The organism is Stenotrophomonas sp. STEN008 (genome assembly GCF_056760435.1).
On record NZ_JBRRET010000004.1, the window covers coordinates 1 to 12,383 of the forward strand.

Annotated in this window: 11 protein-coding genes; 4 read left to right on the forward strand and 7 right to left on the reverse strand. The window is 67.8% G+C overall.

The genetic code is table 11. The features are described 5' to 3' along the window. Both ACVOME_RS03010 and ACVOME_RS03015 read left to right on the forward strand, forming a co-directional pair. Nucleotides 1–652: MFS transporter (locus tag ACVOME_RS03010; RefSeq protein WP_481504707.1), on the forward strand; the 652-nt coding region annotated here is incomplete at its 5' end. A 4-nt stretch (nucleotides 653–656) separates the two neighbouring features. Further along, the gene (locus ACVOME_RS03015; protein ID WP_065182328.1) at nucleotides 657–1,202 is read left to right on the forward strand and encodes a TetR/AcrR family transcriptional regulator; all 546 of its coding nucleotides are present in this window, start codon (nucleotides 657–659) and stop codon (nucleotides 1,200–1,202) included. Between the two features lie 44 nt (nucleotides 1,203–1,246). Here the strand turns inward: ACVOME_RS03015 and fdhD are convergent, their stop codons facing one another. Then, the gene (fdhD, locus tag ACVOME_RS03020) at nucleotides 1,247–2,101 is read right to left on the reverse strand and encodes a formate dehydrogenase accessory sulfurtransferase FdhD (protein WP_065182327.1); all 855 of its coding nucleotides are present in this window, start codon (nucleotides 2,099–2,101) and stop codon (nucleotides 1,247–1,249) included. A 213-nt stretch (nucleotides 2,102–2,314) separates the two neighbouring features. Here fdhD and ACVOME_RS03025 point away from each other — a divergent pair, with 213 nt between their 5' ends. Both ACVOME_RS03025 and ACVOME_RS03030 read left to right on the forward strand, forming a co-directional pair. Continuing rightward, complete coding sequence (locus ACVOME_RS03025; RefSeq protein WP_481504708.1) at nucleotides 2,315–4,606, forward strand: FdhF/YdeP family oxidoreductase; 2,292 nt, start codon at nucleotides 2,315–2,317, stop codon at nucleotides 4,604–4,606. Between the two features lie 503 nt (nucleotides 4,607–5,109). Then, entirely contained in the window at nucleotides 5,110–5,637 is a 528-nt protein-coding gene (locus ACVOME_RS03030) for a DUF411 domain-containing protein (protein ID WP_481504709.1), read from the forward strand. Between the two features lie 40 nt (nucleotides 5,638–5,677). Here ACVOME_RS03030 and blaL1 read toward each other — a convergent pair whose 3' ends face one another. The 6 genes from blaL1 to ACVOME_RS03060 form a co-directional block, all read right to left on the reverse strand. Beyond that, complete coding sequence (blaL1, locus tag ACVOME_RS03035; protein ID WP_481504710.1) at nucleotides 5,678–6,544, reverse strand: L1 family subclass B3 metallo-beta-lactamase; 867 nt, start codon at nucleotides 6,542–6,544, stop codon at nucleotides 5,678–5,680. Nucleotides 6,545–6,629: 85 nt separating this feature from the next. Then, nucleotides 6,630–7,271: a response regulator transcription factor gene (locus ACVOME_RS03040; protein WP_481504711.1), complete on the reverse strand. Its 642-nt coding sequence runs from the start codon at nucleotides 7,269–7,271 to the stop codon at nucleotides 6,630–6,632. Continuing rightward, nucleotides 7,264–8,319 (reverse strand): sensor histidine kinase, encoded by a 1,056-nt coding sequence (locus ACVOME_RS03045; protein WP_481504712.1) that lies wholly within the window; start codon nucleotides 8,317–8,319, stop codon nucleotides 7,264–7,266. The genes ACVOME_RS03040 and ACVOME_RS03045 overlap by 8 nt, the downstream gene beginning before the upstream one ends. 119 nt (nucleotides 8,320–8,438) lie before the next feature. Next, nucleotides 8,439–9,179 carry an MgtC/SapB family protein gene (locus ACVOME_RS03050; protein ID WP_065176105.1) on the reverse strand — a complete coding sequence of 247 codons (741 nt, stop codon included), beginning with the start codon at nucleotides 9,177–9,179 and terminating at the stop codon, nucleotides 8,439–8,441. Nucleotides 9,180–9,209: 30 nt separating this feature from the next. Continuing rightward, on the reverse strand, nucleotides 9,210–11,969 hold the full coding sequence (gene mgtA, locus ACVOME_RS03055) for a magnesium-translocating P-type ATPase (RefSeq protein WP_481504713.1): 2,760 nt from the start codon (nucleotides 11,967–11,969) through the stop codon (nucleotides 9,210–9,212). A gap of 64 nt (nucleotides 11,970–12,033) precedes the next feature. After that, entirely contained in the window at nucleotides 12,034–12,333 is a 300-nt protein-coding gene (locus ACVOME_RS03060) for a hypothetical protein (protein WP_065182320.1), read from the reverse strand. Nucleotides 12,334–12,383: the final 50 nt, after the last annotated feature.

The following is a 12,383-nucleotide window of genomic DNA, read 5'->3' on the forward strand; positions in this document are numbered from 1 at the left end:
GCGCACCACCCTGGGTTTCCCGTTGGGCGCGGTTTTCACGCCTTTGCTGGGGGGCCGGGTGGTTGGGGGGGGGGGGCGGGGCAGCCGGCCCAGCGCGCTGCTCGGCGGCAGCATCCTGCACCGCGTCGGCCTGCGTCCGCTGATCTGCGGCGGACTGGCCGCGGGGGCACTGGGAGTGGGCGTGGTCGCGTTCGGTTTTCCGCACGGACTGGGCTGGGTCGTCGCCGGCATGGCGATCACCGGGTTCGGCATGGGCTCGGCAATCTCGGTCGCATCCACCGCCATCCTCAACAACGTGCCTGCGCACCGTGCGGGCATGGCGTCCTCCGTGGAGGAGGTCTCCTACGAATTCGGCGGCCTGCTGGCGGTGGCGATGCTGGGCAGCCTGGGCGCAGCGATGTACGGCGCCTTCCTGCCGGTATCGGCGGATGTTCCGGCACTGGCGCGGGAAGGATTCGCCCAGGCGCAGCAGGTCGCCCGCGAAGCCGGCCCGGGCGAGTGGTTCGCCGGCGCCACCGCCGCCTATGACCGCAGCTACCAGATCGTACTGCTGGTCATCACCGCGGTGTTGGCCGTGGGTGCAGCGCTGATCGCGCGCCTGCTGCGGGGGCGGGCGGGGAGCCGCGAGGGAGCGGCCGATCGCGTAAAGTAGTGGGATGAGAACCAGCAAGCGCCAGCGCATCCTCGATGCCGCCGTCAACGTGATCAATCGAGACGGCGTGCGCGCGGTGACCTTCGAGTCGGTGGCGGCAGAAGCCGGCCTCACGCGCGGCGGCCTGCTGTATCACTTCCCGTCGCGCGAGGCACTGCTGCGCGGCATCGACGAGCACCTGGTGCACAACTGGGAGGCGTCGATGGAAGCGCTGCTCGGCAAGCGTGCCAGCGAGGCCACGGCGCTCGAGCGCTATCAGACCTTCGTCCGCGTGTCGGCGCAGAGCGCGACGCGCGCCGAGCTGATGTTCATGCTCGAATCGGTGGACCCGGAGGCCGGTGAGCGGCCATGGAGCCCGGCCGTGCAGCGCTGGGCGCCATCGCCGCCGCCGGCCGGCGTGGTTGATCCTGCGGCGCTGGACAATTTCGTGGCACGGTTGGCGGCCGATGGGCTGTGGATCTACGAGGCCATGTACGAAGGACAGCTGGACGACGCGGTGCGCGCCCAGGTGGCCGAGCGCATTGCGGGCCTGTTGTCACCCGGCCGATGATGGGGGTTGCCCACTGACGATGGCGGGTCCCGCCATGGCCGCGTTCATGCCGTTGGCATGTCTTCCGGCCGCAACCGCTCTGGATGGGTGTACACATTGAATCCACTGCCGCGGGCGAAGCCGACCAGGCACAGCCCTGCGCTGCGCGCCAGATCGATCGCCAACGCCGTTGGCGCGGACACGGCGGCCAGTACGCTGGCACCGGCGCGCACTGCTTTGCTGACCATCTCGTAGCTGGCCCGGCTGGAAATCAGCAGCAGTCCACCGTCGATGGCGTGCTCGTTGTGATGCAGGGCGCCGATTAGCTTGTCCAGTGCATTGTGGCGGCCCACGTCCTCGCGCACCCAGCCGATGCGCCCGTTGGCGTCGGCCCAGGCGGCCGCGTGGGTGGAGCCGCTGGCCGCATTCATCGGCTGGTGCTGCGACAGCGTGGCCAGTGCCCGCTGCAGGGCCGCCGGCGCGTAGGTCCGTCGTTCGCGTACCGGGGGCAGGGGCCGCAGCACATCCTCGAGCTGCCGTGTTCCGCACAGGCCGCAGCCGCCACGGCCGGGCAGCAGGCGGCCATCGGCCGGATCCAGACCGGCGCCCGGTGCCTCGGCGGCAACCGTCATCCGCAGTTCGATGCCTTCCAGCTGCGGCGCCACATCGATCGAGAGCAGCTGCGTCGGCGTGGTGATCAAGCCCTCGCTGAGCGAGAAACCGAGCGCAAAGTCCTCCAGGTCACAGGGCGTGGCCATCATCACCGCGAACACGGTGCCGTTGTAGTGCAGCGCTACCGGCACCTCTTCGGCGACCACGTCGGCCTGCGCCTGCACCTGCAGCCCGCCCTCACGCCAGCGCTGCAACGTGCGCTGCGCGGTGCCGGCAGGCGGAGAGGGCGGCGGGGGCGAGTCAGCCATGCAGAGTGTCCGGACAGAGTGAGCGTGTCATGGGCCGTTCGCCCACCCCCCGGAGGATAGCGCAGTGCGTCCGTGGCGATGCAGCAGCCACCGGCGCGCCGAAGAGGGCGCGCTGGGAGATGCGGGGCGGCTCTGGCGAAGTGGTCCCGGGCGTGCTTGACTCTGTCTGTCGTGCCCTTCGCAGTCTCGTCTCCTGGCGCCAGGTCTTCGAACATGTCCGAGCAGAAGCCACCCCGTTACAAGCCCTACAACCAGCCCGCAGGCGGCTGGGGTGCGGCCGGCGCCACCGCCCGGGTTCTGCTGCAGCAGAGCGTGATCGGCGACGGCTCCAGGGCACTGCTGGCGATGAACCAGCCCGCTGGCTTCAAATGTCCCAGCTGCGCCTTCCCCGATGCCGACGAGCGCAGGAAACTGGAGTTCTGCGAGAACGGGGCCAAGGCACTGGCCTGGGAGGCGACCCGGTTCCGGGCGGATCGCGAGCTGTTCGCGCGTTATACCGTCAGCGAGCTGATGGAGCGGACCGACTACTGGCTGGAAATGCAGGGGCGGCTGACCGAGCCGATGCGTTACGACGCAGCCACCGACCACTATGTGCCATGCAGCTGGGACGAGGCGTTCGCACTCATCGGCCGTCACCTGCGGTCACTGGACAGCCCGCATCAGGCCGAGTTCTACACGTCGGGCCGCACGCCGAACGAGGCGGCGTTCCTGTATTCGATCTTCGTACGCGAGTTCGGCACCAACAACTTCCCCGATTGTTCGAACATGTGCCACGAGCCGACCAGCCGTGGCCTGCCACCTTCCATCGGTGTGGGCAAGGGCACCATCGTCCTGGAGGATTTCGAGCACGCCGAGGCGATCTTCGTGATCGGCCAGAACACCGGCACCAATTCGCCGCGGATGATGGGCAACCTGGTCGAGGCGCGCAGGCGCGGCGTGCCGATCGTGGCGGTCAACCCGATGCCCGAGCGCGCCCTGATCCGGTTTGCCGAGCCGCAGGATGTGGTGCAGATGGCGACCTTCGGCTCCACCGAGATCAGCAGCGAATTCGTGCATATCCGCATCGGCGGTGATCTGGCGCTGATCAAAGGCATGATGAAGGTGATGTTCGAGCGAGAGGCACAGGGCCAGCGCGTGCTCGACCATCGGTTCCTGGATGAACATACGGTCGGCCTGGACGCCTTGCGCGCGGACGTGATGGCGCAGGACTGGGACGACATCGTCAGGGTCTCCGGCATCTCGGAGGCGCAGATCCGGCGCTGCGCCGAGATCTACATCCGCTCCAATGCCACGGTGATCTGCTATGGCATGGGCCTGACCCAGCACCAGTATGGCTCGCGGCTGCTGCAGCAGGTCGCCAATCTGCTGATGCTGCGCGGCAACTTCGGCAAGCCGGGGGCGGGGATCGGCCCGATCCGGGGTCATTCCAACGTGCAGGGCGATCGTACCGTCGGCATCGACGAGAAGCCGGCGGCAGCGTATCTGGATCGCCTGCAGGAGGTGTTCGGTTTCAATCCGCCGCGGGAGCACGGGCACCATGTGGTCGAGTCGATCGAGGCGATGCTCGACGGCAGCGCCAGAGTGTTCATCGGGCTGGGCGGCAATTTCATCCATGCCGTGCCGGACACGCCCCGGGCCTACGAAGCCATGCGCAGCCTGCAGCTGACGGTGGGTATCGCCACCAAGCTCAACCGCGGGCACCTGGTGCATGGCCGCGATGCGCTGATCCTGCCGGTAGTGGCGCGCTCGGAACGTATCGTCACGCCCGCAGGCGAGCAGTTCGTGACGATCGAGGATGCGATGTCGAACGTGACCGCTTCGCGCGGTGTTCTTGAGCCGGCCAGCGACCAGCTGCTGCCGGAGGTCGAGATCGTCTGTCGCATGGCGATGGCGACGCTGCCGGACAGCAGGGTCGACTGGGCAGGTTGCAGGCATGACTATGCGCGGATCCGTGACCTGATCGCTGCCGTGTACCCGCAGATCTATGCAGGCTTCAATGAGCGCATCCGGCAGCCGCACGGCTTCCATCTGGACATTGCACCGCGCCGCCGGGTGTGGCCCACCGCCAACGGCAAGGCCAACATCCTGGTGATGCCGGGCCTGGATGTGGACGACCCGGTGCACGATCCGGACATGCTGCGACTGGCCACGGTGCGTTCGCATGACCAGTTCAACACCACCATCTACAGCTACAACGACCGCTATCGCGGCGTATACAACGATCGCAGGGTGGTGTTCATGAACATCGAAGACCGGCTGGCACGCGGTCTGGAGAAGGAGGCGCGGGTCAGCCTGGAGACGCTCAGCGCAGATGGCGTGCGGCGTCGCATCGACGGGCTGACCGTGCTCGACTACCCCATGCCACGGGGCGCGCTGGCGGGCTACTACCCTGAGTTGAATGCGCTGCTGCCGCTGGACTACTACGATCGCCTCAGCGGCACGCCTGCGGCGAAGTCGATTCCGGTACGCATGCGGGCAGACACAGGCAGCGCGGACACCGCATAGGGTCGGGCGGCGGCCCAGCCTGCCACGCCCATCGGCTATGATGCCTGCGATGAATGCTGCTGCTCTCCTGCTGCGCTGGCTGTTGCTCGTTGCCCTGGTGCTGACCGCACCGGGGCTGGCGCGGGCTGCATCGGGCGACGGTGGACAGGGCGACACGGAGTACTGCGCCGCGTCGCATGAGACGGCCGTGGATCGGGCCGGATGCTGCGGCGATCGATCATCGGGCGACTGCGCAGCCAGTGAGTGTCCGTGCCCTCCCGCGTGTACCGGCGTGCCTGCGACCTCTTCCGCCGTGGCGGTCACACCCTGGCGTGAGGCGCCCGCGCTGCCCTTGCACGACGGCCTGTGCCGCCGCCCCTGACCGACGCGTTGCGACCTCCCATCGTGTGATGGCCTGCAGGCGCCAGCCGCCTGTTGTCCTGCCTGTCCCATTCCCGATTTTCCCGCGCCTTCGATGCGTGGGTCGCGGGCGTTCCGCCCGCATGCACAAAGGAACCAACACGATGAACCGTTCTCTCTCTCTCGGCCTGCTGCTGGCCAGCATTCTGTCCGGCGCCGGCTGCGCCCGTGCAGCCGAAGAGGTGGCCGCGGCGCCGGGCCATGCCCACGCAGCGGCCGATGCCGCCTCCGTCCCCGATGCGCAGCTGCCGACCGCCATCGTCCACAAGACCGCCAGCTGCGGTTGCTGTGGCGTCTGGATCGAACACCTGCAGGCCGCGGGCTTCGCGGTGGACGTACGGGATACCGATGACATGAACCCGATCAAGCAGCGCCTGGGTGTGCCGGTCGGCAAGGGGTCCTGCCATACCGCCGAGATCGACGGCTATGTGGTGGAGGGGCACGTTCCGGCCGAGGACATCAAGCGGCTGCTGAAGGAGCGTCCTGCGGCGCGTGGACTGGTGCTGCCGGGCATGCCGGCCGGTTCGCCCGGCATGGAGATGCCCGACGGTTATGTGCAGCCGTACACGGTGGAACTGGTGCGCGGTGACGGCAGCGCCGAGCCGTTCGCCCACCACGGCCAGGGCGGCTGAGGGTCGCTGCTGCTGTGGCGGCTCACAGGCCGCCACGGCTTCAGTGCGCGTTGTCGCGTTCCCTGGCCAGCTGTGCCTCGAAACTGCGCTCGGCTGAATCCGCGTAGGCGCTGCAGCGCATCGCTGCAGCACTGGCCTTGGCGCCTGCGGCATAGTCCCAGCCGCTGGCGCCAGGATGCGGGGTCAACAGCACGTCGCAGGGCAGGCGGCGCACGGTCGCGAAGCTGCGGCGATAGTCCTCGACCAGGTGCGGATAGCGGGGATTGCCCTGCAACCGATAGCCCGGCGCACTGAGGCTGTCCGCATAGGCGATGCGTACCGGCCTGCCATCGCGGGTGTCGTTCCAGGTCCAGGCGGTGCTGCCCGGTGTGTGACCCGGCATGAAATGCGCGGTGAAGTGCATTCCGCCCAGCGACACGACCTCGCCGTCCATCAGGATGCGGTCGGCATTGGCCGGAGGGAAAGTGATGTCATCGCCGAAGTGCAGATCGTTGCTGCCCCCGCGCGCCAGCAGGACGGCCGTTTCGGCGTTGCTGGCGATCTGCGCGCCGGTGCGGCGCTTGAGTTCGGCTACCGCACCGGCGTGGTCGGCATGGGCATGGCTGAGCAGGATCCAGCGCAGCTGCTGCGGTGCGACGCCGCGCTGCTGCAGGTTGGCCAGCAGGTGATCGGCCATCTGCGGCATGCCGCCATCGATCAGCACCGCGCCGTCGTCGGTCTGTACCAGCAGTGCGGTCAGGTTTTCGGTGCCGATCTGCCAGGTATGGTCGGCGATCTGCAGCGGCCTCATCGGCTGCAGCCATGAAGCATCCACCGTGTAGGCCCGCAGCTGGGGCAGGGGCGGCTCTGCTGCATGTAGCGGCGGGACCGCCACGGCAAGGACGAGGGCAGGCAGGAAAGAGCGCATCGTGAAGGTTCGCTGGGAGGAGGCGCAGAAACTAGCATGGGCCTCGTCGGCCGCGTTCCGCATAGATTTCATGGCTCCCATAAGGCTAGTCCAGCCCGGCCCGCAGCCGGTCGTACAGGCGGACCAGGTCGACCAGCGTGCGCGCGCCCATCTTGCGCATCACCTGGGCGCGGCGCACCTTCACCGTGATCTCGCTGACGCCCAGGTCCGCAGCGATCTGCTTGTTGAGCCGGCCCCGGACCACGCCATCCACCACGTCGCGCTCGCCGGCCGACAGCGACTCCCAGCGCTGCTGGAGGGCGCCCAGTTCGTCGCCTTCGCGGCGGCGGTGGCGATCGATGCCGATGCCCTTGTGGATCGCATCCAGCAGTTCCTGGTCGCGGAAGGGCTTGGTCAGGAACTCGATCGCACCGTCCTTGATCGCGTTGACACCCATCGCGATGTCACCGTGGCCGGTGATGAACACCACCGGCAGGTGCAGGCCACGCTGGCGCATGCCGCGGTGGAATTCCAGGCCGCTCTGGCCCGGCATGCGCACATCCAGCACCAGGCAGGCGGGCGCATCCAGCAGAGGTTGTTCGAGGAACGCCTGGGTGGACGCGAAGCCCCGTACCTGCAGGCCCATCGAGGCCAGCAGATCCTCCAGCGCCGCGCGCACCGAGGGATCATCGTCGATCACGTACACGATGGGCGCCGGCTCGACGGCCGGTGCAGCGGGTCTACGCATGGCGGTCCCCGTTGGCAACAGGCAGGTCGAACACGAAGCAGGCGCCACCGCCGGCAACCCGTTCCGCGCGGATGTGGCCGTCATTGGCCTCGATCATGGAGCGGCTCAAGCTCAGGCCCAGGCCGAGGCCGCTCGACTTCGTGGTCCAGAATGCCTCGAACACGCGCTCCGGCTGTTCCGCCGGCAGGCCGATGCCACGGTCGCGCACGCTCAGGGTGATCCGTTGCCCGTCGCGCCGGCTCAGCAGCGACAGCCGGCGTTCGGCCACCGCCACGCCTTCCATCGCATCGACGGCATTGAGAATCAGGTTGCCGATCACCTGCTGCACCTGCACGCGGTCGGCCTGCACCGGCGGCAGATCCGGCTCCAGCAGCAGGGCCACGGTCACCCCATGCTGGTCGAGTTCGCTGCGCGAGAGCGCAAGCATTTCCTCCACGGCCTGATTCAGGTCGAAGGTGTCGCGCTGGGGTGCCGCACCCCGGGTCAGTCCGCGGATTCGGGCGATCACATCGCCGGCACGATGCGCGTCGGCGAGGATGCGTGACAGCGCCTGCCGTGCCTTGTCAACATTCGGCGGTTCCTGCGCCAGCCAGCGCTGGCAGGCGTCGGCGCTGCTGGCAATGGCCGCCAGCGGCTGGTTCACCTCGTGCGCGATGGACGTGGTCAGCTCACCAACGGTGGACGCGCGGGCGACCCGCAGCAGGCGTGCCTGCGCCTCCTGCACGGCGGCCTTGGCGGCTTCCATTTTCAGCGCCAGCCAGGTGGTGATGGCGATCACCAGCATGCCGATCACCGAATTGACCAGACCGATGCGGTAGGTGCCGAAACGCGTCAGCACGAAGCTCAGGCCGGTCAGGGCGACACAGGCCACGGCCAGGGCCAGCAATCCGCGCGGCGAAAGCACCCGCGAGGCTGCCAGGATCACCGCCGCATAGAAGCAGGCGGCTGCCACCGCGTAGTCGGTCAACGTGTCGAGCAGGAAGATCGCCACTACGGAGACGATCAAGGCCAGCAGCACCAGTGGACGGCGGGACGACAGCGAAGGCATCGGGACAGCTCCCTGGCGGGATGGAAAGGATAGCAAAGCTGGTTCTGCCTCCCGTGGCTGGGCGTGTGCACCTGGACGGCAGCGGCTGCCGCGCTGCACGTGCGCGCGATGATCTCGCGTCACTCCTCCAGGCTGGCATTCCAGAACCCCTGCAGGACGCCGGGCGTGGTGGATAACGCCGCCAGGACCGCATCCAGCTCGTCGCCGTCGGCGGTGGTGGCATACAGCACCGCTTCGATCTCCACATCGCGCTCGCCGAAGGGATGGTGGTCCACCGCGCGCACGGGGTACTGGGCCTGTTCCAGCAACAGCAGCAGGCGATCCAGTACCTCGGCCTGCTGTTCGCGCTGGCAGACGACATTGATGGCATAGACGGCTTCGCTGAACGTCTCCGGCAAGGGCTGCCGCTGGATGCGGTTGACCACCGGCCGCAGCAGCGTGTTGGCGGCGAGCACGAACAGCGTGGCCATCACCGCCTCCGGCAACAGCTTGATGCCGGCACAGGCCCCCACTGCCGCCGAGCCCCACAGGGTGGCGGCGGTGTTCAGGCCCGAGACCTGCGCGCCCTCCTTCATGATCGCGCCCGCGCCCAGGAAGCCGACACCGGAGATCACGTAGGCGACCACGTGCAGCGGCGACGGCGGCCCGCCGTACAGGTCGTGGAAACGGACAGCCAGGTCGACGAACACCGCTGCGCCGACGGCCACCAGCGTGTTGGTGCGCAGCCCTGCGGTACGTTGGCGCAGCTGGCGCTCCAGGCCGATGGCGGCACCGAGGACGAAGGCGGTGGACAGGCTCAGCAGCGAGCCGAGCGTGGCGCCGGCGTTGAACGCGGGCAGGTTCAGGTTGATGGCGGACATCGGGATCTCCCCAGGCACGGCCGGCAACGCCTACTGCCAGCCGTAGCGACGGATGTAGAGCTTCTTCAGTGCAGTGGTCAGTGCGGCATAGCCGAACAGGATCGCCACCAGGAACGGCCAGTACCCTGCCGGCAGGGCCTGCAGCCTGAAGTAGGCGGCCAGCGGGCTCATCGGCAGGATCACGCCCAGGGCCATGATCAGTCCCGTCATCAGCAGCAGCGGTGGCGCGGCGATGCTCTGCAGGAACGGCAGCTTCGGCGTGCGGATCATGTGCACGATCAGGGTCTGGGTCAGCAGGCCGACGACGAACCAGCCTGACTGGAACAGGCCCTGGTCGGCGGGTGTGCGAGCGTCGAACACATACCACATCAGGGCGAAGCAGCTGAGGTCGAAGACCGAGCTGATCGGTCCGAAGAACACCATGAAGCGGCCGATGTCCGTCGGGTTCCATTTCAGCGGCTGCCGCACCAGTTCCTCGTCCACGTTGTCGAACGGAATGGCGATCTGCGAAACGTCGTACAGCAGGTTCTGCACCAGCAGCTGCAGCGGCAGCATCGGCAGGAACGGCAGGAAGGCGGACGCTACCAGCACCGAGAACACGTTGCCGAAGTTGGAGCTGGCGGTCATGCGGATGTACTTGAGCATGTTGCAGAAGGTGCGCCGGCCCTGGATCACGCCTTCCTCCAGCACCATCAGGTTCTTTTCCAGCAGGATGATGTCGGCCGCTTCCTTGGCGATGTCCACGGCGCTGTCGACGCTGATGCCGATGTCGGCGGCGCGCAGCGCGGGCGCATCATTGATGCCGTCGCCGAGAAAGCCGACCACCTTGCTCTGCGCGCGCAGCTGGCGTACCAGTCGTTCCTTGTGCAGCGGCGTCAGGCGGGCAAACACGCGGTGGTGCTGCAGGGCGTGTGCCAGCGCTTCATCGCCCATGCGTTCGATCTGCGGGCCGGTCAGGATCGTGTCCGCGTCGAGTCCGACCTGGGCACAGACACGGGCGGTGACCAGTTCGTTGTCGCCGGTGAACACCTTGACCTCGACGCCATGCATCGCCAGTGCCTGCAGTGCCTGTGCAGCCGATTCCTTGGGCGGATCAAGAAAGGCCACGTAGCCGATCAGGGTCAGTCCACATTCGTCGGACTGGGTGTAGGTCGCCTGCTGCGCGCTGGTTTCCTTCATCGCCACCGCCACCACCCGCAGGCCCTGTTCGTTCAGTTCCTCGGTGGTCTGCCGGACCCGCGCCAGCCGCCGTTCGTCCAGTGGCATGTCGTGGCCGTTCTCGCGCACGGTGGAGCACACCGCGAGCATCTCCTCGACCGCGCCCTTGCAGATCAGCTCATGGTGATTCCCGCATTCGGATACCACGACCGACATGCGGCGGCGCTCGAAGTCGAACGGTATCTCGTCCACCTTCCGGTAGTCCTGGCTCAGGCGCAGCGAGCTCTGCAGTTCCACGTGCTCCAGCACGGCGCGGTCCAGCAGATTGATCAGGCCGGTCTGGAAGTGGCTGTTGAGATAGGCGAACTTCAGCACGTCTTCCGAGTCACGGCCGAACACGTCGGTATGCCGTTCCAGGGCGATCCGGTCCTGGGTAAGCGTGCCGGTCTTGTCCGTGCACAGCACGTCCATCGCACCGAAGTTCTGGATGGCGTCCAGGCGCTTGACGATCACCTTGCGGCGCGACAGCAGCACCGCCCCCTTGGCCAGGGTGGAGGTGACGATCATCGGCAGCATTTCCGGGGTCAGGCCGACCGCCACCGACAGGGCAAACAGGAAGGCTTCGGTCCAGTCACCCTTGGTCCAGCCATTGACCAGCAGCACGAACGGCACCATCACCAGGGCGAAGCGGATCAGCAGCCAGCTGACACTGTTGACCCCGGCCTGGAAGGCCGTGGGCGCACGGTCGCTGGCGATGCTGCGCTCGGCCAGAGTGCCGAAATAGGTGCGGTTGCCGGTAGCCAGTACCACTGCGGTGGCCGTGCCGGAGACCACGTTGGTACCCATGAACAGCAGGTTGTGCTGATCGAGCAGGCCGGCCTGCGCATCGCCCGGATGGGCGAACTTCTCCACCGGCAGTGATTCCCCGGTCATGGCCGCCTGGGCCACGAACAGATCCTTGGCCGACAGCACCCGGCAGTCGGCCGGAATCATGTCGCCGGCCGAGAGCACGAGGTGATCGCCGGGTACCAGCTCGCGGATCGGCAGGTCCAGCAGCCGTGAGGGCCGCCGGCTGTGCAGGTGCGCACCGAAGTACTGATCGGCCAGGTCTGCCGCTTCCGTTCCAGGGGTGCGCCGCAGTACACGCGCCGTGTTCCCCACCAGTGCCTTCAGCCGTTCAGCGGCGCGGTTGGAACGCCCTTCCTGGACGAAGCGGATCAGGGTGGACAACAGCACCATCGCGCCGATCACCACCGTGGCCTTCGCATCCTCCGTCAGCCAGGAGACCGCTGCCAGCACGGTCAACAGCAGGTTGAACGGATTGCGGTAGCACTGCCACAGGTGGCGCCACCACGGCAGTGGCTTTTCGTGATCGACTTCGTTCGGGCCGAGGGCGGCCAGCCGTTCGTCCGCCTGGTGCTGGCCCAGGCCATCGGCGTGCGAGTCCAGCCTGCTCAGCAGGTGCGCTTCATCGAGCTGCGCCAAGGTGACCAGTCCGGCGGTGAGGTTGAACGGTACGCTCCCGCTGTTGCCGGGACCGAAGCCGGCTTCGGGCATCGCCCGGCGCCGGAACAGGTTGCCGGCGCGCCGGCTGCGCAGGAAAGCGTTGAACCAGGCATTGAGCAGGCTCATGGGGAACTCCTTGATGGGGCCGGCGCAGGACCGGCACGCAGGGGGCAGGGCGTCGCGTCGCCGTTCAGGCGGAGCGCAGGGCCAGTACGTCAGGCGACCAGGGCTGCATGCGAAGGCGCTGGCTGCCGCCGATGCACAGCGGCTTCATCGCGTCGCGGAGGGGGTAGGGCAGATGGCGCAGGACGCTGATGCGCTCGCTGATCGGCAGCAACGAAAGGACGTCGGCCACCACGCGTGGCGAGCCCAGCGCCAGCGAACGCGCAAACAGCACTGGGCCATGCACCCACAGCTGGCTGCGCAGGGCGGTGACATCGCGCGTACCCATCAGGCGGCGCAGGGTGATGTAGAGGGTCTTGCAGGACATGGGGGCACTCTCCAGGCAGGTGCGCCTGGCGGCCCCCCGCACTCACGCAG

Bases quoted from the DNA above. Each gene is read 5' to 3' on its own strand.
- ACVOME_RS03060 (WP_065182320.1), bottom strand. From the start codon at position 12,333: ATGTCCTGCAAGACCCTCTACATCACCCTGCGCCGCCTGATGGGTACG.
- mgtA (WP_481504713.1), bottom strand. From the start codon at position 11,969: ATGAGCCTGCTCAATGCCTGGTTCAACGCTTTCCTGCGCAGCCGGCGC.
- ACVOME_RS03040 (WP_481504711.1), bottom strand. From the start codon at position 7,271: ATGCGTAGACCCGCTGCACCGGCCGTCGAGCCGGCGCCCATCGTGTAC.
- ACVOME_RS03045 (WP_481504712.1), bottom strand. From the start codon at position 8,319: ATGCCTTCGCTGTCGTCCCGCCGTCCACTGGTGCTGCTGGCCTTGATC.
- ACVOME_RS03050 (WP_065176105.1), bottom strand. From the start codon at position 9,179: ATGTCCGCCATCAACCTGAACCTGCCCGCGTTCAACGCCGGCGCCACG.
- blaL1 (WP_481504710.1), bottom strand. From the start codon at position 6,544: ATGCGCTCTTTCCTGCCTGCCCTCGTCCTTGCCGTGGCGGTCCCGCCG.
- ACVOME_RS03015 (WP_065182328.1), top strand. From the start codon at position 657: ATGAGAACCAGCAAGCGCCAGCGCATCCTCGATGCCGCCGTCAACGTG.
- ACVOME_RS03025 (WP_481504708.1), top strand. From the start codon at position 2,315: ATGTCCGAGCAGAAGCCACCCCGTTACAAGCCCTACAACCAGCCCGCA.
- ACVOME_RS03030 (WP_481504709.1), top strand. From the start codon at position 5,110: ATGAACCGTTCTCTCTCTCTCGGCCTGCTGCTGGCCAGCATTCTGTCC.
- fdhD (WP_065182327.1), bottom strand. From the start codon at position 2,101: ATGGCTGACTCGCCCCCGCCGCCCTCTCCGCCTGCCGGCACCGCGCAG.